The sequence below is a fragment of the Bacteroides sp. D55t1_190419_B8 genome (genome assembly GCF_015558905.1).
Lineage (GTDB): Bacteria > Bacteroidota > Bacteroidia > Bacteroidales > Bacteroidaceae > Bacteroides > Bacteroides vicugnae.
The window spans coordinates 162,893-188,682 of record NZ_JADMOU010000005.1 but is presented as its reverse complement, the minus strand read 5'-3'; the positions used below and the strand labels follow the sequence as shown (position 1 = coordinate 188,682).

Sequence of the window (25,790 nt, the reverse complement as noted above, 5' to 3'; positions counted from 1 at the left end):
ACAAAATAACATTTAATAATTAATACTTAAAAAATGGCTTTAGAAATTACAGACAGCAACTATAAAGAGGTTCTTGCAGAAGGAAAACCGGTTGTTGTAGATTTTTGGGCTCCTTGGTGTGGCCCTTGCAAGATGGTGGCTCCTATCATTGAAGAATTGGCTGCGGAGTTTGAAGGACAAGTAATCATCGGTAAATGCGATGTAGATGAAAATGGCGATATGGCTGCCGAATATGGTATCCGTAATATTCCTACTGTATTGTTTTTCAAGAACGGTGAAATAGTAGACAAGCAGGTAGGTGCAGTTGCTAAACCGGTATTTGCGGAAAAAGTAAAGAAGCTTTTATAGTCGATAATACTTAATACCTATTACTTAATACTTAAATTATCATGGGACTGGAAGACGATTTTTTATTAGCAGATGCCGATGACGAAAAGACCATCGAGTTTATCAAAAACTATCTGCCTCAAGAACTGAAGGAAAAGTTCTCGGACGACGAATTGTATTATTTTCTCGATTTAATCGACGAGTATTACTCTGAAAGTGGCATTCTCGACGCTCAGCCTGATGAAGATGGTTATGTCAACATCGATTTGGAAGAGGTTGTGGCTTACATTGTAAAAGAAGCCAAAAAGGATGAAGTAGGAGAATATGATCCTGAAGAAGTCCTCTTTGTGGTTCAGGGAGAGATGGAATACGGAAACTCTCTGGGACAAGTGGACTAAACGACGTCCGGTCTCATTGTAGATAAAATTAAGATAAGGGGTGTGCTCTGTGAGTATACCCCTTTTTTGTGCGGTGTTTTTCTCAAACATTCTTATGCCTATGAGAAAAAGTTCTCACTGCGATGAGAAAAAATACTCATTGCAATGAGAATTAATTCTCACTGTGGTGAGAATAATCCCTTGCCTGAATAGTCTGAAACAGCGTATTCTGGTTATATTTCCTCCAATGCATAATACTGATAATCGCGAAGTATAGTCTGAAGAAATTTTTCCTGATTATCGTCACGAGGAGTAATGGAAAGCAGTTCCTGTACTTTCTTAGCAAGTGCCATGACACGTCTTGCCCGGTCTTTCTCGCTGGATTCCAGTGTTCGGGTAATTACATTCACTTGTTCGAGTGATAAATCAGCCGATTGCGGATATACCGGATTATAATTCTGGGTAAGATAATCAAATTCATCCAGGCTGACATGTATCTTACGGTAGTTTTTCTCTTTAATCACCATCGTACCGGCAGCAAGATCCCCTAACCGTTGATTGTTTTTATTCAATAAAACGACCAGAAGCCCCAGCCCGCTTGTGATGGGACCATCAATGGGGAAAAGAATCCATCTTAACAGATAAGAGCCTATACTGGGAGTGGAACCGTCCACTTTTACAACACGGATATTGATAAGTTTCTTTCCGAAACTCTGTCCGTGATTGAACATTTCACAAAGAAAAGAATAACCGAGAATCGGCAAATAAACGATACATAGGAAAAAGAATAAACTGAATCCTGACGGTAAACTTAATTCGGATAAGAGAGTGGCAGTGGACAAGATGTAAAGCCCGATCAGAAAATAATCGATGATTAAAGCCATCAGTCGTTCGCCGATACTGGCTGGCGTTTGGCTGATACGAACGAATTGTCCGGTTATTATCGTAGATTCTGCCATTTCAGGTTAAACATTTTTAGGATTCCGTTGCAAATATATCATAATTCTCTTATTTTTGCTTCCGGTTTCGGACAAAACTTATCTGAAATCTATTGATAAGCATGAAAGAAGTAACGTTTATTCGTCGGAACATTGAAAAATGGAAGGAGACAGAGAAGGTTGTGGAGCGGGCGGCGAGTCTGTCTCCCGATCAACTGGCCGATGCATATACGGACTTGACAGCTGACTTGGCATTTGCTCAAACACATTTCCCGACTTCCCGTATTACTATTTATCTGAATAATCTGGCTTCGGCATTACATAACGAGATTTACCGGAATAAACGCGAGAAGTGGACACGCATTATTACCTTCTGGACACAGGAAGTGCCACGAACCATGCACGATGCACGCCGCGAATTACTGACCTCCTTTCTGATTTTTGTAGCCAGCGCATTAATCGGTGTATTATCAGCAGCGAATGATCCGGATTTTGTCCGGCTGATATTAGGAAACGGTTATGTAGATATGACACTTGATAATATAGCCAATGGTGAGCCCATGGCCGTGTATAACGGTTCTTCTGAAGTACCGATGTTTCTAGGCATTACGCTTAATAACGTGATGGTATCTTTCAACTGTTTTGCCATGGGATTGCTGACTAGTTTCGGCACAGGATATATGCTTCTTTCCAATGGCATCATGGTAGGAGCTTTTCAAACTTTCTTTTATCAACACGATTTGTTGTGGGAATCCAGTCTTGCCATCTGGCTGCACGGAACGCTTGAGATTTGGGCGATTATTGTGGCCGGTGCTGCCGGATTAGCTTTAGGCAACGGCTGGCTGTTTCCCGGCACCTATTCCCGACTGGAATCTTTCAGAAGAGGGGCGAAGCGAGGCTTGAAAATAGTGATCGGCACTGTCCCGGTATTCATTATGGCAGGCTTTATAGAAGGTTTTATTACCCGTCACACAGAACTTCCCGATATGTTGAGGCTTGGTGTGATACTCACTTCTCTGGCATTTATTATATTCTACTATATTTATTTACCAAATAGAAAAAAACATGGAATCACAGAAACCTAAGATTGCGATGTATGTGAAACGTCCTTTCGGTGAGAAGTTGAACGCTTCTTTTGATTTTATAAAAGAGAATTGGAAACAATTGTTTAAGTATTCAACTTATCTGATACTTCCTATATGCATCATTCAGGCTGCTAACTTTAGTGGTTTAATGGGAAGTATGACAGATCTTACTGCTATGCAGACTTCAGGAGGAATAGGTGAGAATCCATTGGCTGCTCTGGGACCCTCATTTGCATTGAATTATGCAGGAGTGATCTTCTTCTCATGCTTGGGAGGTTTGCTGCTGACTTCCCTGATTTATGCGATGGTACGATTGTACAATGAACGGGAAGAACGCCTGAATGGAATTGTATTTAGCGATATAAAATCGTTGCTGCTCCGTAATGTCAAGAGGCTGTTCCTGATGGGAATTGCTTGTGGTTTCTTGTTCTTCTTTGCGGTGATCCTTGTTGTTCTATTGGCTGTGTTAACACCTTTCACGCTCATTCTGACCATCCCGCTTTTATTCGCATTTATGGTACCTTTGGCATTAATGGCTCCCATCTACTTGTTTGAAGACATTTCGTTGGGCGAGGCATTTGCGAAAACATTCCGGCTAGGATTTGCTACGTGGGGCGGAGTCTTTCTGATATTACTGGTGATGGGGCTTATTGCCAGCGTATTGCAAGGAATCGTTTCTATACCCTGGTATGTGATCTATATTGTCAAAATGATCTTTACGATGAGTGATGGGGGGGCAACTTCTTCATCAGTCGGACTGAACTTCGCACAATATTTGTTCTCTATCCTGATGTTGTATGGTTCTTACTTGTCGGCTATATTCAGTATCGTCGGCTTGGTTTATCAGTACGGTCATGCATCGGAAGTGGTAGATAGCATAACGGTAGAAAGTGATATTGATAATTTTGACAAACTCTAAAACAGACCTCAACTAAATGAATCTCACTTCCCCGGCTGATACATTAGTCTGTGATACGGTGCAGATTGCCCTTTGGCAGTCTGATCCGGCATACAACTATAACCGTGAATTGATTACTCCGGAGATGAATGTCTTTGAGTGGATCAGCAGGCAGTTTGGGGAATTGATGCGTAAAATATTTGGCAGTCGTTTTGCTGAAGAGTATTCAGGGCTTATCCTGATATGTATTGCGATTTTTATTTTGCTGTTGATTGTTTGGTTTCTCTATCGGAAACGTCCCGAATTGTTTATGGTCTCTCGTAAGAATGCATTGCCTTATACGATTGAAGAGGATACAATTTACGGTGTGGATTTTCCGGGAGGTATTGCAGAGGCACTTTCCCGTCAGGATTACCGGGAAGCGGTACGTTTGCTTTATTTGCAAACTTTGAAACAACTTAGTGATGCGGAACGTATTGACTGGCAACTTTATAAAACACCTACCCAATATATTAATGAAGTACGGATGCCGGCATTCCGGCAACTGACCAATCATTTCTTGCGGGTGCGTTATGGTAACTTTGAGGCGACGGAAGAACTCTTCCTGACCATGCAGTCTCTACAGGGAGAAATAAAGAAAGGAGGCGTCTCATGAAAGGAAGCCGCTGGTTCATTATCTTTATTGCCGCCTTTCTATTTATCATGTTTGCAATAGAATATCATTTGCCGAAGAACTTTGTATGGAAGCCCACTTTCGGACATTATGATGAGCAACCTTTCGGATGCGCGATATTCGATAGTCTGTTGTCTTCTTCTTTGCCACAGGGCTACACCTTTTCGAAAAAAAGTCTCTATCAGTTGGAGCAGGAAGATACGACGCAGCGCAGAGGGGTATTGGTAATCTCTGATAATTTGAGATTGTCGGATGTTGATGTAAACGCTCTGTTGAAAATGGCGGAACGTGGAGATAAGATCATGCTGGTGAGTACCTTGTTTGGCAGATATCTGGAAGATACTTTGAGTTTCAGGTCTTATTATTCTTATTTCAGTCCGATGGCTTTGAAGAAATATGCAACTTCATTCTTGTTAAAAGACAGTCTGTGCTGGGTGGGAGATTCGGCGGTTTATCCCCGTCAGACCTTTTATTTTTATCCCCAGTTGTGCTCTTCTTATTTTTGGGGAGATTCGCTTCCTGAAAGGGTGCTGGCACAAAAAGTCCTTGAGTCGAATGAATTTAAATACGAAACCGAGGCGGACTCACTGGTCACGGATAGTGTTACTTATATGCCTGTAGCGATGTCCCGTCAGTGGGGTAAAGGAGAGGTCATTTTAGTTTCCACTCCGTTGATTTTCACCAATTACGGTATATTGGATGGCAAGAATGCAACCTATATTTTCCGTCTGTTGTCACAGATGGGAAAACTGCCCATAGTTCGTACAGAGGGATACATGAAGGAGACGGCACAGGTGCAGCAATCGCCTTTCCGCTATCTTTTGGCACACCAGCCGCTTCGTTGGGCGTTATATCTGACAATGATTACCATCATACTCTTCATGATATTTACTGCGAAGAGACGGCAACGGGCTATCCCTGTTATTCAGGAACCGGCCAATAAATCTCTTGAATTTACCGAACTGATAGGTACACTTTACTTTCAAAAGAAAGATCATGCGGATCTGGTCCGAAAGAAGTTTTCCTATTTGGCCGAAGAACTTCGGAGGGAGATTCAGGTAGATATTGAAGAAGTGGAAGATGATGAACGCTCTTTCAACAGAATTGCCCGGAAAACAGGAATGGATATACAAGAGATTGCGGAACTGATCCGCGAAGTACGTCCGGTGATTTACGGAGGACGTACGATTGATGCGGATCAGATGAAAGTGTATATTGATAAAATGAATGAAATAATCAATCATATCTAAAGAAGAAATTTATGGAAGAGAATACAGAACAGCGAGTAGATTTAACTCTCTTTTCCGAGAAGATACAAGAGTTGAAAGACCGGATTGCTTGCGTCATAGTAGGACAGGAGCAGACTGTCGATTTGGTACTGACGGCTATTCTGGCGAATGGACACGTATTGATAGAAGGTGTTCCGGGTGTTGCTAAGACACTGTTGGCTCGTTTGACTGCCCGTCTGATTGATGCCGATTTCAGTCGTATCCAGTTTACTCCGGACTTAATGCCGAGTGATGTGTTAGGTACGACTGTGTTTAATATGAAGACCAATGGCTTTGATTTTCATCAGGGACCGATTTTTGCAGATATTGTATTGGTGGATGAAATCAACCGTGCTCCTGCCAAGACACAGGCCGCCTTGTTTGAGGTAATGGAAGAACGTCAGATCAGTATTGACGGAACTACTCATCGGATGGGAGATCTTTATACGATTCTGGCTACCCAGAATCCGGTAGAGCAGGAAGGAACATACAAACTTCCCGAAGCACAGCTCGACCGTTTCCTGATGAAGATAACAATGGATTATCCCTCATTAGAGGAAGAAGTGAACATTCTGGAACGTCATCATACTAATGCTGCATTGGTGAAGTTGGATGATATCACTCCCGCCATTACCAAAGAAGAAGTGCTGTCGCTCCGTGCTTTCATGAATCAGGTGTTTGTAGATCGAACGTTGCTTCAATACATCGCATTGATTGTGCAGCAGACCCGTACCAGTAAAGCCGTATATTTGGGAGCCTCTCCACGTGCATCTGTAGCCATGCTGCAATCGTCGAAAGCTTATGCCCTTTTGCAGGGACGTGATTTTGTGACGCCGGAAGATATTAAGTTTGTAGCTCCCTATGTACTTCAGCACCGTCTGATCCTGACTGCGGAAGCTGAAATGGAAGGTTATTCTCCGGTGAAAGTGACACAACGTTTGATTGATAAAGTGGAAGTTCCGAAATAGTTGATAAATGATAGTTGATAGTTTATTGCTACAATCTAACCACAGTCTTTAATCTTTAATTTCTAATTAATCTGTTAATCAGTTGTTTTTAACTCGTCGTTTCTATATTGCCCTTGTCGTAGTTATCCTGTTATTGGGTAGCGGATACGTCTTTGCTCCGTTCTTTGTCATCGGGCAGTGGACTCTTTTTGTCCTGCTTCTGGTGGTACTGGCAGATGCATATTCTCTTTATCGCATTCGTGGAATCCGCGCTTTCCGTCAGTGTGCCGACCGCTTCTCCAATGGTGACGAAAATGAAGTGAGTATTCGGGTGGAAAGTAGTTATTCGCATCCTGTATCTTTAGAGATCATAGATGAGATTCCTTTTATCTTTCAGAAACGTGATGTTGACTTTCAGGTGAAGCTTGGAGCAAACGAGGGAAAAACAGTTACCTATCATCTTCGCCCTACTCATCGTGGTGTTTACTCTTTCGGTCATATCAGAGTTTTTGTGACCGGAAAAATCGGCTTTATATCCCGACGTTATACTTGTGCGGAACCTCTGGATATTAAAGTGTACCCGTCCTATCTGATGCTCCATCAATATGAATTGTTGGCAATAAGTGATAATCTGACTGAATTGGGAATAAAGCGTATTCGCCGGGTAGGACATCATACGGAGTTTGAGCAGATCAAAGAGTATGTAAAAGGTGATGATTACCGCACGATTAATTGGAAAGCAAGTGCCCGCCGACATGAACTTATGGTGAATGTATATCAGGACGAACGTTCCCAACAGATTTATAATGTGATAGATAAAGGTCGAGTGATGCAGCAAGCTTTCCGAGGGATGACTCTGTTGGATTATGCGATTAATGCTTCGCTGGTATTATCGTATGTTGCCATGCGGAAAGAAGATAAAGCCGGCTTAGTGACCTTTGATGAGCATTTCGATTCTTTTGTTCCTGCTTCTAAGCAACCGGGATATATGCAAACCTTGCTAGAGAATCTTTATAGTCAGCAGACCACTTTCGGAGAGACGGATTTCTCGGCTCTTTGTGTCCATTTGAACAAGCATGTCAGCAAACGTAGCTTGTTAGTACTATACACAAACTTTTCGAGTATAGGAGGTATGAACCGTCAATTATCTTATTTGAAACAATTAAACCGCCAGCATCGCTTGCTTGTAGTCTTTTTCGAGGATGTCGATCTGAAAGAATATATAGCTCAACCCGCAAAAGATACGGAAAGTTACTATCGTCACGTGATCGCAGAAAAGTTTGCTTACGAAAAGCGGCTGATTGTATCTACTTTGAAACAACATGGAATCTATTCCTTATTAACCACACCGGATAACCTTTCAATTGATGTGATTAATAAGTATCTGGAGATGAAGTCACGGCAACTATTGTAATATGAATATCAATAATAGTCAGACTTTTTATTCTTCTTTATTATTCCATAGAACTTATAATCCTATGGCTTTTCGTGTTTCCACAAAAAAGAATATAGCCATGCCGATAATGATAATCCCTAATATCCCATAGAAGAGTCGTGCCCGGTTGCGTCCTACGTTTCTGACAATGGTTTGCGCATTACGTGTTGTGAAGAACCAGTCCCAGTTAAGCAATGACGCCAGCAGGGAGACAGTTCCTGCCAGCGCAAAGATTCCTTGTACGATATATTGCCCGGTCATAGTTTAATCACTCTACTTCCGTCTTCCAATTCTTCAATTGTTACTTTTACGGCGTCACCCGGTAGTAATTCCTCCACCAGTTCCGGCCATTCGATAAAGCAGAGAGCACCACTGTAGAAATAATCTTCGTATCCCATGTCGTACACTTCACTTAGTTTCTTGATGCGGTAAAAATCGAAGTGATAGATTAACTCCCCGGTTTCGTCCGAACGGTATTCGTTGACAATAGCAAAAGTCGGAGAACTGATAACATCGGCTACACCCAATTCTTCGCAGAGTGCTTTCACAAATGTGGTTTTACCGGCACCCATCTTTCCGTATAAAGCAAATACAGTGTTGTCGCCCATAGCAGCGATGAATTCCCGGGCTGCTTCATGGATCCTTTCCAGTGATTGAATTTTGATTTCCATATACTATATCTATTATGATGACTTTTTCCTGCAACAACTCTTTCCGATTTTGCAGACAGCATAAATCAGGATAGAGAAGAATATGATGGAAGCTCCCGAGGGGACTTTCCAATGATAAGAAATAAATAATCCGCCCAAGCATCCCAAGAAACCGATACCGATGGACAACCAGATGATTTTCTTGAAACTATAAGTGAAGAGGTTGGCCGTCATTTGTGGAATGGTGAGAAGAGATATGGCTAACACAATACCTACCATCCGCAGGCAGGCTACAATAGTCAATGCGATGAACATCATCAACACGTATTCGAATATCTCTACCGGAATCTTCTGCGAACGTGCAAATTCACGGTCAAAGGCAATATATACAATAGGACGGATAAACAGATAAAAGAATCCGGTCAGTATGAGTGCCAATATGCCGAGCATCCATAAGTCAATTTGATTGATGGTCAGGATATTCCCGAAAAGATAAGCTGATAAGTCTGGTGCAAATCCGGGTGACAAAAAGCTGAACATGATTCCGAGTGCCATTCCCAACGTCCAGAATACTGCAATGGCAGAGTCCTCGCGCATATCTTTCCGTCTGCTGAGCCACTCCACACCGAAGGCTGATAAAACCGAGAATACAGCCGCCGAGAGTATCGGGGAAATGCCGGCAAACAATCCTAACCCGATTCCTCCGAAAGAAGCATGAGTGATTCCTCCACTGATAAATACCAGGCGGCGGGTAACGATGTAGGTACCGATAATCCCACAGGCAATGCTTGCCAGCAGACTACCCAACAAGGCGTGTTGAAAGAATGTATATTGTAGTAAATCCAAGTAAATTAAAAATTAAAGATTAAAAATTAAAGACCGTGATTAGATGATAACAACAGGCCATCATCTCTCACCTATCATTTATCACCTATTGCCTATTACCTCTCAACTTTCTCCGTTTCTTCTTTCTCCGATAATTAGAAAGACCTCGTCTTTGAGATCATCCGGCAGTTCGATGCCACGGAGTTGAAGACTACGCACCCATCCGGCCACTTCTACATCCAATGTTGTATACAGTACATCCCGAAACATATCTGTCTCTTCTTCCGTATATGCATTTCCAGGTCTGCCAATGAACTGGTCCAGCTCTTCATCATCGTAATATTCTATCTTTTTACTGACAGCAGCCAACAAACTATCCCGTTCGCATACTTCATGTTGGCCGCAGCATTCCACATCTACTTCCTTCACTTCCGGCATACGGTCCAGTTCGCCTTTCTCTATTTTCTTTTGTAGTCTTTTGTTGCGGATGATTCCGGCTATCAGCGCGATAACACCCAGCAGTACCAGACTTATAATAAGTATCCACATGACAATATAACAGTTACAAATCAAATTTGTGCAAAGTTACTTATAAATTTGCATTCTATCATGTTAGGCTATCTATTTCTTTTCTTACTTTTGTATCTTACTAACCTAAAGTTCATACATGATGAAACAAAAGAAACTGTTATTTAGCTTGATAGGAGTATGCTTGTTATTAGGATTCTCTTCCTGTTCCAGTGAAGACAAAAGTGTGTTTGGGGACGACTTCGAGATTCCTGAATTGACAGATGCAAATACTATTCAATTCACGGTAGATGCTAGCGGTGAATGGAAGGTGATAGAAATGAATGCAGGTGGTGGACGAATTGCTATCGAATGGGGTGATGGACGATTACAAAAAATCGAACATCCCGATAATGCTTCGATTCAATACAGATATAAGCCTTCAAGGAGTTTCACGGTAAGGGTTTGGGCAGAGGAATTGACAGCTTTCAGTGTTAGTGGTGTGTTGATGCCGGTAAGTAATATGCATTTGGGGGATTTTCCCAGGATGAAGAGGATTGAATTAAATAGTATAAAAGAAAGCAGTTTCTTAGATTTGAATACTTCCTGCCCTAATTTGGAATATATGAATATTGGAAATTGGGAGGGTTTGGAAGAATTACATTTTGATGAGTGTCTGAATCTGAAAACGGTACAGGTATACACTAATCCGAAATTGACTTCCATAAAATTGGGGCATTGTGAATTTTTGACCTCGTTGTATTGTATAGATAATGGAATAACTTCACTTTCATTGAAAAAGTTACCAGCATTACATACGGTAGAGTTAACCGGTACACCGCAGTTGTCGGCTTTGGAAATAGATGATGATAATATGATTAGTGTATTGCATATTGAAGGATGTGTATTTCAGAAACTGGACTTTTTGAACAAGTTAATGTCATTGACTGAATTATATTGTAGCTCTAACAAATTGACAGACCTTGATACATCTGGTAATAAAAAACTGTGGTATTTGGATTGTTATAATAATCAATTAAAGAGTTTGTCTATCCCAATGAATAATAATTTGAGAAAACTTGATTGCCGATATAACAAATTGGATAAAGATCAACTTAATAATATCTTTAATACTTTGCCGGATGTTACAGGGTATCCCGCTTATTATGATAAATGTGTGATTATGTACAAGAATAATCCGGGAGCGGCAGATTGTGATGAGACTATATTACAGAATAAACATTGGCGGGTGAATTGAAACTTACCTTATCAATAAATGAAAAACGACTTAAGATATTTGAAGTATAATGAAGAGAAATTATTTACTATTAGCATTCCTGTTTGTTGGAAACATTACTTTTGCCCAATCTTCTATTGAGAGAGGGTTAAATACGATCAATCGTTCCTCCGCCGAGGCTACTATCAACTTTTTGGCAGGCGATGAGTTGCAAGGTCGTGAGGCGGGTTTTCACGGTTCACGTGTGACTTCGGAGTATATTGCCTCTTTATTGCAATGGATGGGAATCCCACCTTTGACTGACAGTTATTTCCAGCCTTTTGATGCTTATCGCAAAGAACGCCAGAAAAAAGGGCGCCTGGAAGTACATCCTGATTCCATAGCTAAACTGAAACAGGAAGTCCATCAGAAGCTCTCTATGAGGAATGTATTGGGAATGATTCCTGGTAAAAACACGAAAGAATATGTGATTGTAGGGGCTCATTTCGATCATTTAGGCATCGATCCTGCACTCGACGGCGATCAAATATACAATGGTGCTGATGATAATGCTTCCGGTGTATCGGCAGTGTTGCAGATAGCGAGAGCCTTTCTTGCCAGTGGACAGCAACCCGAAAGGAATGTAATCTTTGCCTTTTGGGATGGAGAAGAAAAAGGATTGCTAGGCTCTAAATATTTTGTACAAACTTGTCCTTTCTTGTCTCAAATAAAAGGGTATCTGAACTTTGACATGATTGGACGTAATAACAAACCTCAACAGCCTAAACATGTTGTCTATTTCTATACAGCTGCTCATCCGGCTTTTGGTGATTGGCTGAAAGAGGATATCAAAAAACACGGCTTACAGTTGGAACCGGATTATCGCGCCTGGGATCATCCGATAGGAGGAAGTGATAACGGTTCGTTTGCCAAAGTCAATATTCCGATCATCTGGTATCATACCGACGGGCATCCTGACTATCACCAGCCTTCCGATCATGCAGATCGATTGAATTGGGATAAAATAGTGGAAATTACCAAAGCATCTTTTCTCAATATGTGGAAGATGGCGAATGAGAAGTCATTTTAAGGAAACAGATAAAATACAATCCTGATAATGAACGGGAAAATGTGTCAGGATTGTACTTCTTATTTTTTGAGTATTCTTTTCAAGTAGTCGATATTTGGCAGATTCACAGTTTCAAAAACTCCTTTATAAAACAGGGCGAAGTTGTTGAAAACACAAGGCAATTGCTTTGCTTTTTCTAATGTGTCCACTTGAATGAAAGAAACAGGAACATTATTTGTTTCGCAATACTGTTTAATCATCTCAATGTATTGATAGATATAAGGGCATTGCATATCATAATAAACAGTCAGTTCTTCGCTTTCTATTTTTAGCCTTTTAGCATTTGGAGTGAATTTCGGGGTTGTCCCATCAAAAGAAAGGGCAAGCAATTCATATCCATTATCGGTAGTGTCAACCACCTCAAAGCCGAACTTCTTTGCAAATGATTGGTCTGAAAGCCAATTCTTCTGTTTTCTTGCTCCAAGCATACAAATGCCGGATTTACCTTTTTCTTTAGCATCAGCTATACAGTACTCCATCAACGAACTTCCATATCCGTTTCCTCTGGGACTGCCTAAAACCCATAAGCAATAGAGGTAATAGTAGTTGCCTCCTATTATCGGAACCCAGGCTTTTTCAAGAGGAGCATATTCAATAAAGACCGTAGCTTTTGCATTTAACTTTCTAAAAACATGACCTTCCTTCAGTCGGTCGGAAAGCCATTGCCGTTTTGCTTCAATGCCCGGATGAGATTTTTTACTACGGATAATGCAGCATAAATGCTCATTGGAAAGATTTTCTGCTGTTAAGTTTACGAAATCAGTATTCATATGCACCTTCGTTTCAAGTTAGATATTATCAATCGGCTAGTGTGGTAATTGTAATATTCAATTGGCACGGTTGACAAACAATTAAGTACAAATGTAGTGAATTTATGCGGATTATCTCTGTTGGAAGAGCCTAGAAATCACAAAGGATGATTTCGTATATCCGGTGAAGGGGCAGGGAGCCATCCTAATGTAAAACTTCATTGCCTTACTTAGGATTCGATTGACCGCAGTTCTACCTAATCTAAAGTGAGACAATGAAGCTGAAAAAATAAAAAGATAACAGGTATATAATAGTAAGGTCGATATATTTGTAAATTCAATGAGCTTGTTCTTTTATCTTTTTATTATTCTACAGGCTGTGCGCCGGTATCGCCTTCAATTTTCCAGCCCGGATTCTGATAAACGACTGAACTTGTAAAGTCGTTCTTATCCGAGGCTGTCTGACGAAATACAGCCATACCTATCGGATCCAGATAATGAGCCGGTGTGAAGAGGAAACCATTCTGCCCGGCAATCAGATTATTCTTCGTGATTTTTTCGTAAGGAAGAATATATTTGCTTAAATCTGGCGAGGACATATTACCTTCTGCCGGGTCTACTTTGCATAAATCTGCCAGTTGTGTTTCATATTTGCTTCCCCAGTATAGCATACCTTCTATACGGTAAGGTTTGGACACCAACTGGTCGCATGCACGCCAACGTTTCAAATCTTCCCAACGCAAAGCTTCTGCACAAAGTTCGTTGCGGCGTTCACGGCGGATATTATATAATGTTGCATCTATTAATTGTCCATGAGAATAAGCACCGAAATCGCCTTTAGCCTCTTCACTCATTTGTGTTGCAGCGATTGTTTTATTATAGTCTTCGTCCACTTTGGCGCGTCGGCGTAAAGCTTTCCAATATCCATCGGCTGTTCCGTCAATTCTACCATTTTTCTCGTATGAGGCTTCCATATAAATTAGCATCGCTTCTGCTGCACGGAAAACGATCCCACCTGATGTTCCTGCATTGTGATCATTTGCCATGTGGCTTGAATAGTGCTTGCCTTTTTTGATGATAAATCCAGTTGTTGCCAAACTTCCTTTATCACCATAAATGAAGCGGATTGAGCAATAGCTGGGAGCTCCGTCATTTCCGTAATAATTCACGTCACCTTCGTTTTCGGTGTTGGCATCGCCCGGCTTTTTGGTAAAGATAACAATGCGGGAATCGCGATTCTGCAAAGTAGAGTTTACTCCTTCTTTTTCCCACTCGGAATCATAGCCGGAACCAGCTGCATAGATAGGAAGACCATTGCGCATCAGGAAAGAATTGATCATGCCACGAGTCCATCCGGAACCACCGCCATTGCGCTCCAGCTCCATTTGCAAATTACTGGTTACTAATCCTTCCTTGAATTGTTTCCACATTAATATTTCATCATATCCTTCCATGTTTTCATCGCAGAACATGGTGTAATAAGGATTGATGGAAACCAGACTGGTATTCATACCTTCGGGGGTATCGGTATTATCTGCCAGTTTTCCGACGATATAGTCGCCTACTACTTTTGATGATTTCATTGCTTCATCAAGAAAATAAGCTACTTCTGTATCAATATTAAAACCGCTTATATCTGCGGGATTACCCGGCCATCCTTTTCCACCGGGTACAAAAGCGGTTCCTTTGTGATACTTTTCCCAAGTTGCTTCGAAGAGGGCAACGCGTGCACGTAGCAAGTGGGCTACGTTTTTGCTGATGCGATTCTTTCCACCGGGACCTTTGTCAAGCAATAATTCTGTTGCTTTTTGCAAATCGTCCAGAATGAAGCGTGCCACCTTATTACGTGGTTGGCGCTTGCTGGATTCCACCAAAGTTTCTTCTATGTCGGGCAAAGCAGTAGTGATGATAGGTAAATCTCCCAAAGAAACTAGTAATTTATAATAATTATATGCCCGAATCACATACATTTCTCCGATGTAATGTTTCACGTTATCTTGATTGCCGGTAATGATACCTGCTTCGAATTTTGGCAAAGTGTTGTCAAAGAAATAATTGCAAGCTCGTATTTTGCTCCAGTCCCATTCGCCTTCGCCTGACGGTACTTTCTTTTGGCCGGGTATCCAGAATGCTGGTGAGCCATCACTGGCTTGATTATCGGTATCATTATCTTTGCCGAAGAAATTAATGCCATACGCATCAGTCACTGTTTCAAATGGGTAAGCATTGATAGTGTATGCAGCCAGATCACTCTCAGATGCAAAATATTTTTCGGGAATTACTTTATCCAGTGGTTCCCTGTCGAGAAAATCATTACAACCGGTCAGTCCGGTTAATAGCAATGTCCCTATTGTCAAAAGTTTGATATGTTTTTTCATAATCGTTTATCTTTTAAAATGTTGCACTTAAACCGAATGATATAGTCTTGGATAGTGGATAGGTACATCCGTCCCAGTTACCGATGCCGACAGTTTCGGGGTCAAACGTATCGGCCAGACTGGTGATAGTAAATAGATTCTCTGCTGAAACAAAGAAACGCAGATTGTTTACGCAGAATTTTTCTGTCAATGATTTCGGTAATGTATAACCTATGGTAACATTTTTCAAACGGCAGTAAGCCGCATTTTGCAAATATCGGGTCTGTGGATTACGGTTTCTGTCATTTTCAAGAGGACGCGGATAATATCCGCCCAAATTAGCTCCTAGCGGATTGGTTGTATCTTCTCCACGGAAATAGTCCAAATGAGGTTTGAAGAAGTTAGTCTGCCAGTAACCTACTGCTCCCCAAAACATTGTTGAACCACTTCCCGGCATATAATCGCGTTTCATCGTTCCCTGGAAGAATAATTTTAGGTCGACCCCTTTCCAGGCGGCATCCAGATTCAAACCAAAGTTATAACGCGGTGTGCTGTTGCCTATTTTCTTCAAATCACCATGATCGGTCAGCGTTTTGTTGCCTCTGCTGATCTGACCATCACCATTCAAATCTGCATACATGATGTCACCTGCTCCCCATCCGGAACCGAGTACATCTTGTGCACCATTGGGCATACTGGCTAAATGATCTTTCATCTCTTGATCGGTCTTTGCGATGCCGATAGTTTGGAATCCCCATATATCACCTACATGAGCGCCTGCATAATACGTATTATTATTGTCTTTATCTAAAATTGTGTTTGACGGGTTGGGATATTTATCAATAACGACTTGATTGTCTGACAAAGATAAGGTAACTCCATACTTAAAGTCACGTATCTGGTCGCGCCAGTTCACTTGTATTTCCCAACCTTTAGAAGTCATATCGAGGTTGTTTACTTTTGGAACTGCAATACCTAAGAGGTTGGGTAGTTCAGGGGCGGGACCTACCATGTTCTTGGATTTACGTTGGAAGTAGTCGAATGTTACATTCAAACGATTGTTGAGCATAGATAAGTCTAAACCTAAATCTAATGTTTGTGTCTTTTCCCACGTTAGCAAAGAAGATACCAGAGCGGATTCTTTGGATATATTCGGTTTTGTGCCATTTACCAGCCAACTGCCTAATGCATAATTACCCCATTGGTCTTTGTTAATATCGATTGTTCGATAGAATGGATACCAATTATCTGTATTTTGGTTGCCTAGTTCACCCCATGAACCACGAATCTTGAATGTGCTGATTAAATCGGTCAGATCTTCAAAGAATGCTTCACGGGCAATGTTCCACCCTAAGGAGAATGATGGGAACAAATTCCAGCGGTTGTCTCGGAGGAAACGTGAGGTGCCGTCGTACCGCATATTAATTTCTGCCAGATAACGTCCTTTATAGTCGTAATTTACACGTCCGAAGAAACCGGCTGTTGCCCATTCGGCATACCCTCCTCTGTTTAGTGCATTTGTTTGTGTGGTGTTCAAGGTAGCCACTTCCGACATGATGCCGTCCTGGGAGGCGGTAATGTCACGTTGTTTGAATAATTCGCTCTGAAAACCCAGCATCACTTTAAAGTTGTGTCCGCTTTCTAATGATTTGCTGTATTCGGTAAAGATATTCGGATTAAAGAAATTACTCTTATAAGCATATTCTGTTACACTGGAAGTTTGATTAGCAATGATGTAGGGATTTTTACTTACATCATAACCATAAACGGTTTGATAATCGGTATGGTTGAAATTATAATTGGAACGGTAGTTCAATTCGATGTTGATTTTCCAGTCTTTGACGGGTTCCATGATTAAAGCAAGTTGATGCGCTGTCACGTCGTTTTGTGATTTATATCGACCTCCTTCTGTTAATTGGTAAATCTTGGATTCAACAGTATAGAATCCGTTTGGATCTACTACCGGAATGACAGGCCAGTAACGGCATACATCGAAATAGAATACATTACTCTTGATGTCACCTCCGGCAAATGAAGGAGATTCATAATCCGTACGGTTAAAGCGCATACTGTAACTAATCTTTAACCACTTGGTCAGGTTGGCATTGATTTTTGCTGTAAAAGCATACCGTTGTTTGTTGTCATTACCAAACTTCAACAGACCACCCTGATCGAGATAATTGGCTGAAAGATAATATTGTATTTTATCTGTACCGCCGTTTACGCTCAATGAATGTTCGTGAGTGAAACTGTTGCCGAATAACGTTTTTAGCCAGTCTGTGTTGCCGGCCGGCATTACATCCTTACGTTGCGGGTCGTCGAATGAGTTCCATCTTCCTGCATCAGTCGGCCACATATACTGTGTACCTTTTCCTGCCTGGAAATCCTGAATTTGTTGAAGTTTGACGGCGCTATACATCGGAGTTTGTCCTCCATTGGTTAACTGATCATTAATTGCCAAAGCAAAATTGTATGAATCTGCCATTTCCGGCATATTCAAGGGTGATACAAAACGGAAGTTGTTATTATAGTTAACCACTGTTTTTCCCGATTTACCTTTCTTGGTCGTAATTAGGATTACTCCACCTGGTGCACGAGAACCATAAATGGAGGAAGCAGCTGCATCTTTTAGTACGGAAATATTCTCAATATCTTGTGGATTGATAGCGTTCATATCTCCCTCCATACCGTCAATGAGTACCAATGGCTCTACTTTTGAGCCAGCGCCAATTGTTCCGACACCACGAATATTGAATTTTTTATCAGAACCTAGAGAACCACCACCATCGCCGGTAGAGATATTCATACCCGGAACCATACCTTGCAAAGCTTCTATGGTAGAGTTGACGGGACGTGCCGAAATTTCTTTTGCTCCTACGGTAGATACAGCTCCTGTCACATTCACTTTCTTTTGTGTACCGAAAGCAACTACAACTACTTCGTCCAACGTTTGTGTATTGTCTTTAAGGATGACATTCAATGATTGTCCTGCAAATTTAATTTCTTGAGTCTGATAACCAACAAAAGAGACTACAATAATGTCTCCGGTTTTTACATCACTTAAAGAGAAATCGCCGTTAATTCCGGTGATTGTGCCGTTTGTCGTACCTTTAACTACAACGGATGCACCGATGATGGTTTCACCTGCTGCATCTTTTACTACACCTTTACAAATACTACTCTGTTGTACAACGGAAACTTTTAAGGTGCTAACAGTCTCCGGATAAGCAGTTTCTACTGACATTATCAGTAGAAACAACAACATACTGACTGACTTTAATTGTTTAAACATAGCATTGAATTTAAAGTTTCTCCTAGAATCCAGAATTACTTTTTAATAAGTTCTTTCAGAACTTATTACGTGCATAAAACGTTGGATTCAAAGCCTTAAATTCAAAAAAGGAGCTTTCTGTTAATCAATCTTTTCTACTTGTTTTCTACCTGTTCTATTTCTATTTCGTACCTGTTTGTGTTAGATGAAATAATGAGAATGGTGAAAATAAACAAATCATTTCACCTAAATATTAAGGTGAAATGCAACTTATCGTGTGATTGCAAAGAGAAAATGCACGAGAATTTGATATTATTTTCGAAAAAGAACGATATAAATTAAAATATATTATATATTTGTGCTGTTAATTCTAATTTTATAAACCATCCTAGTTCTGAAAGAACTTATTTTTTCATCATTGATTACTGAATCTTAAAAGTGTCCTCTAATTGTAAGAGAGCTGTTTATTTGTGAGTTAGCTACTATTATTAATATGACTCCTGTACAGTCTTACATACATAACCAGAATTTGGTAGATACCAATATATGTATTAAACACTTGGGGGAGGTATCTTTTTAAAAGATTTACTTAGACAAATATGTGTTGGCTGTGGAGTATCTATCATTACATCCGGCAATAAATAGCAGATGGCAAAAGACGAAATAGAATAGTCACATATTTCCATCTTTTAGAGATGAAAGCTACTTTTTTCTTTTTAGAAATAGCCTTTTTTATTTGTCTCACAGCCTTGTCAACAGGAGTAACCCAGAACAATCCTTCTCCTTTTGCCATGGCAGTGTCTACAAATCCGGGACGAATATCGGTCGTATAAATAGGATGGTGAGATTTGGTCGCTTTCTGCCGTAGCCCTTCCATATAATTGATTTGATAGGCTTTCGATGCATTGTAGGCAGGGGCAATACCACTGCCCCGAGTACCTCCAACGGAGGAGATAGTAACCAGATGCCCGCTTTTTTGCCGTTCGAAATATCGGAATCCCCAGTCTACAATGTTGGTGAATCCTATCACGTTGGTTAGTAAAGTGGGCTCTTCCAGTTGGTAGGATAGTTTAGGGTTTAGTTCTCCGGTACCGGCACAGATAATCAGTATATCCATTCCACCCATTTTTTGAACGAGTGTCTCAAGGGATGAAATAGTGGATTGTGTGTCGGTGATGTCACACACTTGATAGAATAGTTTGTCTTCGTCACGGGCGCATACCTCTTTCAATAGATTTTCTCTACGACCGGTAATGCCGATAAGGAAATCTTCTTGAGAATAAATTTCTGCCAATCCACGGCCGATGCCGGAGGTTGCACCTATAATTATAATTTTTTTCATGAAATATCGTATACTTTATTTGTCCGCAAAAGTAGGGGTAGGGAATAAATAAACTCTTGACTGAAATCAAGAATTTACTTTTGTACGACTTTTCTTCGGATGCGGCTTAATGTTTCGGGACGGATCAAAAGGTAAGAAGCCAGTTCTTTTAAAGTAATCAGTTTCAGTAAGTCGGGACAACGGTTGATAATTTCGAGATAGCGTTCCTCCGGCGTCAAGCTGTACATTGATATCATCCGGTCGTAGACCTCCCATAGCAAAGTTTCTGCAATGCGGCGTCCCAACTTTTGGTGAGCGTCGTTGGTATCGTAGAATTCCGTCATTTGCTGGTAATTGATTACGTATACCGAGCAGTCACATAAAGCCTGTATATCTACATTGGATTTATCCTGTAGCTGGAAAGCCGGATAGTTGCCAACAAAAGAGTGATCGAAAGTATATCCTACGATGCTGTTTTCGCCTGCACTGTTAGTACAACAGTACCGGAAAGAACCTGAACTGACGAATCCCATTGTTTTACATACTTCTCCTTGACGGGAAAAGTATTCTCCTTTTTTATAATAGGTTTGCTTTCCCTGTTGCAATACGAAATCTACAATAGGGGAGTAGTTGATATGGGAAGTATATTTATTGAAATCTTCCACAGTGTCCGAAGATTATCCTTCGTTTATCACCTGAAATCCGGCCTGCTTCAAATCCTCCCAATATCCGGGATATGATTTGGTAACGACCTGCGGATCAGCAATAAGCAAATTAGGACGACAGATAACTGCCGGAGCAAATGCCATAGCCATCCGATGATCTTCGTAGGTGTCAATCACCGGAATTTCCTCCGGTTCACATCGTTCGCCATTCCACATTAATATGCTGTCATTTTCTTCCTCAATAACATATCCTAGCTTTTTAAGCTCTGTGCGCAATGCGGCAATACGATCAGTCTCTTTTATTTTCAGACTTTGTAATCCTGTGAAACGGAAAGGAATATTCAGCAAGGCACAAGTAACGACAAACGTCTGTGCCAAGTCCGGAATATCGACAAAATCCTCTTCCAGCCTTTCCGGCGCTTTACCTGTTTTTTTCAGTTTCACACCCTGCGATGTAAATTCGGTAGTTATGCCTAAGCGTGAGAAAACTTCTGCTCCCCGACTATCACCCTGATAGCTGTTACGGAACAATCCTAACAGCTCTATTTCTGCTTTGGGAGACAAGGCAGCAATCTGATACCAATAGGAAGCCGCGCTCCAGTCACTTTCCACTTTGAAAGGAATGCTCTGATAGAGTTGTGGAGCAACGGAAATACAGTTTGGAGAAGTCCATGCGGCTTTGGCTCCAAAGTCCTGCATCAGTTGCAATGTAAGATTAATATATGGACGGGAAATAATCTCCCCGCTCAAATGTAACGTCAAACCGTCTTTGAGTACCGGACCTATCATCAGCAAAGCAGATATATATTGGGAACTGACATTTCCTTTCAGTGTTATTTCGTTTCCTTTCAGCTCTGCCCCTTTGATACATAGAGGAGGATACCCTTCATTGTGGGTATACTCTATTTCAGCTCCTAACTCCCGAAGAGCATTGACTAATATCTGTATCGGACGTTGCTGCATACGTGCTGTTCCTGTGATGGTCCGTTCTCCCGGAGTCACACTTAAATAGGCGGTAAGAAAACGCATAGCAGTGCCCGCAGCCATGATATCAATCATCTCTTTCCCTTCGGTGAGAGCCTTTATCATCACCTGTGTATCGTCACAATCAGACAGGTTTTCAGGAGCATACGTTCCTTTACCCAATGCATTGATGATTAATGCACGATTACTGATACTTTTAGAAGCCGGCAACTGGATAGCTGCTGTTACCGTTGAGGGAGGGATGAGTTTATAGAGCATCATATTTAAATATATTCTTTGTTATGAAGTACAAAAGTAGAGATTTATTCGGAGACTTCCAACTGGTTTTGGCTCTTGGTAAGGGAGTTGAGGTAGTATCTATCTCTTCCGGCTTATTCTTTTTATTATTAACAATGGTTTGTTTGGAAAGAAATTTTATATTTGCAGTATACTAATAATAAGCTCATGAAAATAAAATCCTTGTATGCCTTATTGTTTTGTATTTTTACGACTGGATGTTTGGACGGTCAGAAACAGTCGGATCATGCAATCCTTATCGCTTATACGTCAACAGAATTTCCGGAATTAGGCTCTTCTGTCTGTTATTTGAATGAACGAGGTGATACGGTGATTCCTTTTGGTAAATATCATTATGGAGGGAGTGATACCATACGGCATATCGGTTTTGTAGTGGAACCTCATACCCCCGGATGGACAACGATCAACAATAAAGGAGAAAAACTTTTTTATACCTTTAGCTTTGATAATGGGCCGGACTATGTAGAGGAAGGGCTTTTTCGTATCATAAACGATGAAATGCTGATGGGGTTTGCCGATACATTGGGGAATGTCGTCATCCAACCGCAGTTTGCTTTCGCTCTTCCTTTCAAAGACGGGAAGGCCAAAGCGACTTATACCGGGGAAAGAAAGACACTGGATAAGTATGGGGAGCATTGGATGTGGCAAAGCAATCATTGGTTTTATATTGATAAAAAAGGTAATAAATTGAAATGAAAATATCGAATATACGTTTATTAAACCAACAGTTGTTAAGTCCTCTTTTCTCTCAACCGAAGGAACTTGTGTCCTGGATGGGAGCCATACAGGCGCAGAATTATTCCATGGTAAAGTGGGCAGTAGGAATGCGTTTGAAGTCGGCAACGATTCAGACTGTGGAGAAAGCGCTACGCGAGGGTGAGATTTTGCGGACTCATGTTATGCGTCCGACATGGCATCTGGTAGCGGCAGAGGATATCCGATGGATGTTGAAACTTTCTGCCGAGCGTGTGATAGCTGCCAATGAATCTTATGCGAAAGGACATGATCTGGATATTTCAGAAGAACTTTATGCGAGAAGTTATCGGTTACTGGAAAAGATTCTTAGTGGAAAAAAGAGTCTGACAAGGCAGGAAATTGCTGAACATTTTAGCCGTTCGGGAATTGTGGCGGATAATCATCATATGACTCGTTTTATGACACGAGCGGAACAGGTAGGTATTGTCTGTAGTGGAGAAGATAAAGGAAGTAAATGCACGTATGCGCTTTTGGAAGAACGTGTCCCGCCAATGCCCGAATTGACAAAAGATGAATCTTTAGCTCGTTTGGCCAGAAACTATTTTCGGAGTCATGCTCCCGCCGTTTTGCAAGATTTTGTCTGGTGGTCGGGACTGCCTGTTACCGAAGCACGACAAGCTGTCTATCTGATTGATTCAGAATTGACTACGGAAGAATGGAATGGACAGACATGGTATATTCATGAAGATTGCCGGACTCGTGGAAAAGTCTCCGGAAGTTTACATCTTCTTCCTTCTTATGATGAATATTTGCTTGGGTATAAAGACCGGACAGACGTTTTGCCTAAAGAGCATTATGCAAAAGCATTTACGAATAATGGTCTGTTTTATCCGATTGTTCTTCATGAGGGGCAGGTGATAGGAAACTGGGATAAGTCTGTTAAAAAAGGAGGCTCGTTCATAGAACATTCATGGTTCCGGCTGGATGATTGTGTCGATGAAGTTGCTTTGAACCGTGAAAAGGACAGGTATATACGATTTTGGAAATAATATGAAAAACGTATATTCTATCTTTCTGCAATTCACCTCTATTAATTATAGTATTTGTTTTTAATCCCCTTCACCCGTGAATGCCCTATTTATCAGGTGTTCAGAAGAAAGGTGAAGGAGATAGATAAAATGCTATATCTGTAGAAAGAACGGATATACCTCTTATTAACTCTCAAAAGCATAGCTTTAGACTGGTTAAAGCTATGCTTTTCATTCCCTAAAGCTATGCTTTAGTCAGGTAAAACAACCTGTATATGTGAAGTACCTATTTATTCATTTGTTTTTTGGCCCATTCCAGTCTTCGTTGATCGGCTAATGGAGTCACTTTAAATTCTTCGAATGTAGCGGTGAAGCCTTTCCCGTCCGGACAAGCTCCCATCAACCCAACCATGACAGGACAATTATCTTGCAACCAACAAGTGCGCATCATAATATATTCTTTATCGTCACGTGAGAAAAATATTTCTACTGCATCCAAACGGCGGACTGCTTTTATCCATATAGAACGGGGAGCATCCGGCAACTGCACTACGCTCCAATCGCTAGTCCGATGCGTTACAACAGCACTCACATTCTGTTTGCCATCTACATATTCCACACCTGCTTTGATCCAGTTTTCATGGTCGATGCGCAGCATTAATCCCATTTGGTCGAAAGTTGTTACGTAATTGCCGGTTATCTTTACTTTGGCTTCGAATTCTCCACCGTAAGTGGCATAATAGAAAGGACCGTCGTCTACGGTAAATCCATAATGAGAAATCCGCCAGAAGTCAGTTTTTGCCGGAACGTCCATCACTAAAGTTTTACCATCTTTTATTTCCCATTGTTGAGGCTCATTCAGCCAGTTCATTTTATTCAAACTTTGTCCCATAGAAGAAGTTGCTACTGCCATAAAGGCTATTGACATGATTTTGATTTTTAAATATTTCATGATTATTTCTTATTTGATTATCTTTGTGGTGCAAAGATAGCACAAGCCGCCGTGTGTAACAATACTGAATAATAACCATTTTATAGAATGGACGTATTACAAAAGGAAATAGATGAAGTTTATGCAACGCAACCGATCACTGATGAAACATTGGATAATAGGGTTGTAGAGCAGCATCGGCGATTTATTCATTCATTGACAGAGATAAATGGCGGGTGTGCTGTAATTTCGGATCTTTCGAACAGGAAGAGTTATATTGCCGTTCATCCGTGGGCACATTTCTTGGGGTTGACTCCCGAAGAAGCTGCGTTAAGTGTAATTGATTCTATGGATGAAGATTGTATTTACCGGCGTATTCATCCTGAAGATTTGGTAGAAAAGCGGTTATTGGAGTATAAGTTTTTTCAGAAAACCTTTGCAATGCCTTTCGATGAACGGCTGAAATACCGAGGAAGATGCAGAATACGTATGATGAATGAGAAAGGAGTGTATCAGTATATTGATAACTTAGTGCAGATTATGGAAAATACTCCTTCGGGAAGTGCATGGCTGATCTTTTGTCTTTATTCCCTGTCGGCAGATCAACGGACAGAGCAAGGTATATACCCTACCATTACTCACATGGAACGTGGAGAAGTGGAAATACTTTTCTTATCGGAGGAACATCGCAATATATTGTCCGAACGTGAAAAGGAAATACTTCGCTGTATACGTAAAGGACTATCAAGTAAAGAGATTGCAACAACCCTTTATATCAGTGTGAATACAGTCAACCGGCACCGGCAGAATATTTTGGAAAAACTTTCTGTCGGGAATTCGATAGAGGCGTGTCGGGCTGCTGAATTGATGAAACTGTTGTAATTGTAATCCAATTTTTTCACCTGTTTTAAATGATCATGTGTGAATGCATCTACTACTACTTCAGTTTCCACCATAGAAATGGTGAAAGCTTTGGCGCCATATCCGAGATATTTCAGATTGCTCATTTCTGTTTGAAATAAAGCGGCTGAAATATCTCCGGAAGTGCCATAAGGTTTTAGTAGATTGGTATATTGTTTTTCTATTTCCTGAAAAAAGATTCGTTGCTCCATAAGGTATCGTCTGCATCGAAAGCTATAACTATAATAAGTCCTTTCATCGGTTTCGTCGTCAATTTATGATTTTTGTAGATATCCGGGTATCTCATAGAGCAAAG

General features: G+C 40.9%; 25 protein-coding genes and 1 pseudogene. 13 read left to right on the top strand and 13 right to left on the bottom strand.

Features of this window, described 5'->3' with window-relative positions; translation table 11 throughout:
* Window positions 1-33 precede the first annotated feature (33 nt).
* Both trxA and I2I13_RS06790 read left to right on the top strand, forming a co-directional pair.
* The gene (gene trxA, locus I2I13_RS06795) at window positions 34-348 is read left to right on the top strand and encodes a thioredoxin (protein WP_004307938.1); all 315 of its coding nucleotides are present in this window, start codon (window positions 34-36) and stop codon (window positions 346-348) included.
* A 41-nt stretch (window positions 349-389) separates the two neighbouring features.
* Window positions 390-725, top strand: a complete 336-nt coding sequence (locus tag I2I13_RS06790) for a hypothetical protein (protein ID WP_004307939.1) — start codon at window positions 390-392, stop codon at window positions 723-725.
* Between the two features lie 212 nt (window positions 726-937).
* On the opposite strand, the gene I2I13_RS06785 is transcribed toward I2I13_RS06790, so the two are convergent.
* Window positions 938-1,663, bottom strand: a complete 726-nt coding sequence (locus I2I13_RS06785) for an RDD family protein (RefSeq protein ID WP_148365248.1) — start codon at window positions 1,661-1,663, stop codon at window positions 938-940.
* A 101-nt stretch (window positions 1,664-1,764) separates the two neighbouring features.
* Here I2I13_RS06785 and I2I13_RS06780 point away from each other — a divergent pair, with 101 nt between their 5' ends.
* The 6 genes from I2I13_RS06780 to I2I13_RS06755 all read left to right on the top strand — a co-directional run bounded on the left by I2I13_RS06780 (window position 1,765) and on the right by I2I13_RS06755 (window position 7,927).
* Window positions 1,765-2,727, top strand: a complete 963-nt coding sequence (locus tag I2I13_RS06780) for a stage II sporulation protein M (RefSeq protein ID WP_148365247.1) — start codon at window positions 1,765-1,767, stop codon at window positions 2,725-2,727.
* The gene (locus I2I13_RS06775) at window positions 2,708-3,646 is read left to right on the top strand and encodes a hypothetical protein (RefSeq protein WP_148365246.1); all 939 of its coding nucleotides are present in this window, start codon (window positions 2,708-2,710) and stop codon (window positions 3,644-3,646) included. Before I2I13_RS06780 ends, I2I13_RS06775 begins: the two co-directional genes overlap by 20 nt.
* A gap of 16 nt (window positions 3,647-3,662) precedes the next feature.
* Window positions 3,663-4,280 carry a DUF4129 domain-containing protein gene (locus I2I13_RS06770; protein ID WP_148365245.1) on the top strand — a complete coding sequence of 206 codons (618 nt, stop codon included), beginning with the start codon at window positions 3,663-3,665 and terminating at the stop codon, window positions 4,278-4,280.
* On the top strand, window positions 4,277-5,548 hold the full coding sequence (locus tag I2I13_RS06765) for a DUF4350 domain-containing protein (RefSeq protein ID WP_148365244.1): 1,272 nt from the start codon (window positions 4,277-4,279) through the stop codon (window positions 5,546-5,548). Before I2I13_RS06770 ends, I2I13_RS06765 begins: the two co-directional genes overlap by 4 nt.
* An 11-nt stretch (window positions 5,549-5,559) precedes the next feature.
* A complete protein-coding gene (locus tag I2I13_RS06760) occupies window positions 5,560-6,534 on the top strand; it encodes a MoxR family ATPase (protein ID WP_148365243.1) in 975 nt (324 codons plus the stop codon).
* 82 nt (window positions 6,535-6,616) lie between these two features.
* Complete coding sequence (locus I2I13_RS06755) at window positions 6,617-7,927, top strand: DUF58 domain-containing protein (RefSeq protein ID WP_195649157.1); 1,311 nt, start codon at window positions 6,617-6,619, stop codon at window positions 7,925-7,927.
* Window positions 7,928-7,981: 54 nt separating this feature from the next.
* Here I2I13_RS06755 and I2I13_RS06750 read toward each other — a convergent pair whose 3' ends face one another.
* From I2I13_RS06750 to I2I13_RS06735, 4 genes are all read right to left on the bottom strand, one after another.
* Entirely contained in the window at window positions 7,982-8,209 is a 228-nt protein-coding gene (locus tag I2I13_RS06750; protein WP_117934321.1) for an immunity 17 family protein, read from the bottom strand.
* Window positions 8,206-8,619, bottom strand: coding sequence for a tRNA (adenosine(37)-N6)-threonylcarbamoyltransferase complex ATPase subunit type 1 TsaE (gene tsaE / locus I2I13_RS06745; protein ID WP_195649156.1), 414 nt, complete (start codon window positions 8,617-8,619; stop codon window positions 8,206-8,208). Before tsaE ends, I2I13_RS06750 begins: the two co-directional genes overlap by 4 nt.
* 12 nt (window positions 8,620-8,631) lie before the next feature.
* Entirely contained in the window at window positions 8,632-9,444 is an 813-nt protein-coding gene (locus I2I13_RS06740; RefSeq protein WP_007757858.1) for a metal ABC transporter permease, read from the bottom strand.
* Between the two features lie 102 nt (window positions 9,445-9,546).
* Window positions 9,547-9,972, bottom strand: coding sequence for a phospholipase (locus I2I13_RS06735; protein WP_148365240.1), 426 nt, complete (start codon window positions 9,970-9,972; stop codon window positions 9,547-9,549).
* Window positions 9,973-10,090: 118 nt separating this feature from the next.
* Here I2I13_RS06735 and I2I13_RS06730 point away from each other — a divergent pair, with 118 nt between their 5' ends.
* Window positions 10,091-11,188, top strand: coding sequence for a leucine-rich repeat domain-containing protein (locus I2I13_RS06730; protein WP_195649155.1), 1,098 nt, complete (start codon window positions 10,091-10,093; stop codon window positions 11,186-11,188).
* Between the two features lie 49 nt (window positions 11,189-11,237).
* Window positions 11,238-12,236: a M28 family metallopeptidase gene (locus I2I13_RS06725; RefSeq protein WP_195649154.1), complete on the top strand. Its 999-nt coding sequence runs from the start codon at window positions 11,238-11,240 to the stop codon at window positions 12,234-12,236.
* Between the two features lie 59 nt (window positions 12,237-12,295).
* On the opposite strand, the gene I2I13_RS06720 is transcribed toward I2I13_RS06725, so the two are convergent.
* From I2I13_RS06720 to I2I13_RS06695, 6 genes are all read right to left on the bottom strand, one after another.
* Complete coding sequence (locus I2I13_RS06720) at window positions 12,296-13,045, bottom strand: GNAT family N-acetyltransferase (protein WP_195649153.1); 750 nt, start codon at window positions 13,043-13,045, stop codon at window positions 12,296-12,298.
* A 344-nt stretch (window positions 13,046-13,389) separates the two neighbouring features.
* Window positions 13,390-15,402, bottom strand: a complete 2,013-nt coding sequence (locus I2I13_RS06715) for a RagB/SusD family nutrient uptake outer membrane protein (protein ID WP_195649152.1) — start codon at window positions 15,400-15,402, stop codon at window positions 13,390-13,392.
* A gap of 13 nt (window positions 15,403-15,415) precedes the next feature.
* Window positions 15,416-18,646, bottom strand: coding sequence for a TonB-dependent receptor (locus I2I13_RS06710; RefSeq protein WP_195649191.1), 3,231 nt, complete (start codon window positions 18,644-18,646; stop codon window positions 15,416-15,418).
* 631 nt (window positions 18,647-19,277) lie between these two features.
* Complete coding sequence (locus tag I2I13_RS06705) at window positions 19,278-19,994, bottom strand: SDR family NAD(P)-dependent oxidoreductase (RefSeq protein ID WP_195649151.1); 717 nt, start codon at window positions 19,992-19,994, stop codon at window positions 19,278-19,280.
* A gap of 74 nt (window positions 19,995-20,068) precedes the next feature.
* Window positions 20,069-20,638, bottom strand: a complete 570-nt coding sequence (locus I2I13_RS06700; protein WP_122136413.1) for a Crp/Fnr family transcriptional regulator — start codon at window positions 20,636-20,638, stop codon at window positions 20,069-20,071.
* A gap of 12 nt (window positions 20,639-20,650) precedes the next feature.
* Window positions 20,651-21,880, bottom strand: coding sequence for a 3-phosphoshikimate 1-carboxyvinyltransferase (locus I2I13_RS06695; RefSeq protein WP_195649190.1), 1,230 nt, complete (start codon window positions 21,878-21,880; stop codon window positions 20,651-20,653).
* Window positions 21,881-22,066: 186 nt separating this feature from the next.
* On the opposite strand from I2I13_RS06695, the gene I2I13_RS06690 reads away from it, so the two are divergent.
* Together I2I13_RS06690 and I2I13_RS06685 are read left to right on the top strand one after the other, a co-directional pair.
* A complete protein-coding gene (locus I2I13_RS06690; RefSeq protein WP_148365233.1) occupies window positions 22,067-22,615 on the top strand; it encodes a WG repeat-containing protein in 549 nt (182 codons plus the stop codon).
* Complete coding sequence (locus I2I13_RS06685; protein WP_195649150.1) at window positions 22,612-23,664, top strand: winged helix DNA-binding domain-containing protein; 1,053 nt, start codon at window positions 22,612-22,614, stop codon at window positions 23,662-23,664. The genes I2I13_RS06690 and I2I13_RS06685 overlap by 4 nt, the downstream gene beginning before the upstream one ends.
* 265 nt (window positions 23,665-23,929) lie before the next feature.
* On the opposite strand, the gene I2I13_RS06680 is transcribed toward I2I13_RS06685, so the two are convergent.
* Complete coding sequence (locus I2I13_RS06680) at window positions 23,930-24,571, bottom strand: DUF1349 domain-containing protein (protein ID WP_195649189.1); 642 nt, start codon at window positions 24,569-24,571, stop codon at window positions 23,930-23,932.
* 111 nt (window positions 24,572-24,682) lie between these two features.
* Between I2I13_RS06680 and I2I13_RS06675 the strand changes: the two genes are divergently transcribed.
* Window positions 24,683-25,456, top strand: coding sequence for a response regulator transcription factor (locus tag I2I13_RS06675; RefSeq protein WP_195649149.1), 774 nt, complete (start codon window positions 24,683-24,685; stop codon window positions 25,454-25,456).
* A gap of 50 nt (window positions 25,457-25,506) precedes the next feature.
* Here the strand turns inward: I2I13_RS06675 and I2I13_RS06670 are convergent.
* Window positions 25,507-25,733 (bottom strand): annotated as a pseudogene (locus I2I13_RS06670) (HAD family hydrolase); the annotation flags it as partial.
* Window positions 25,734-25,790: the final 57 nt, after the last annotated feature.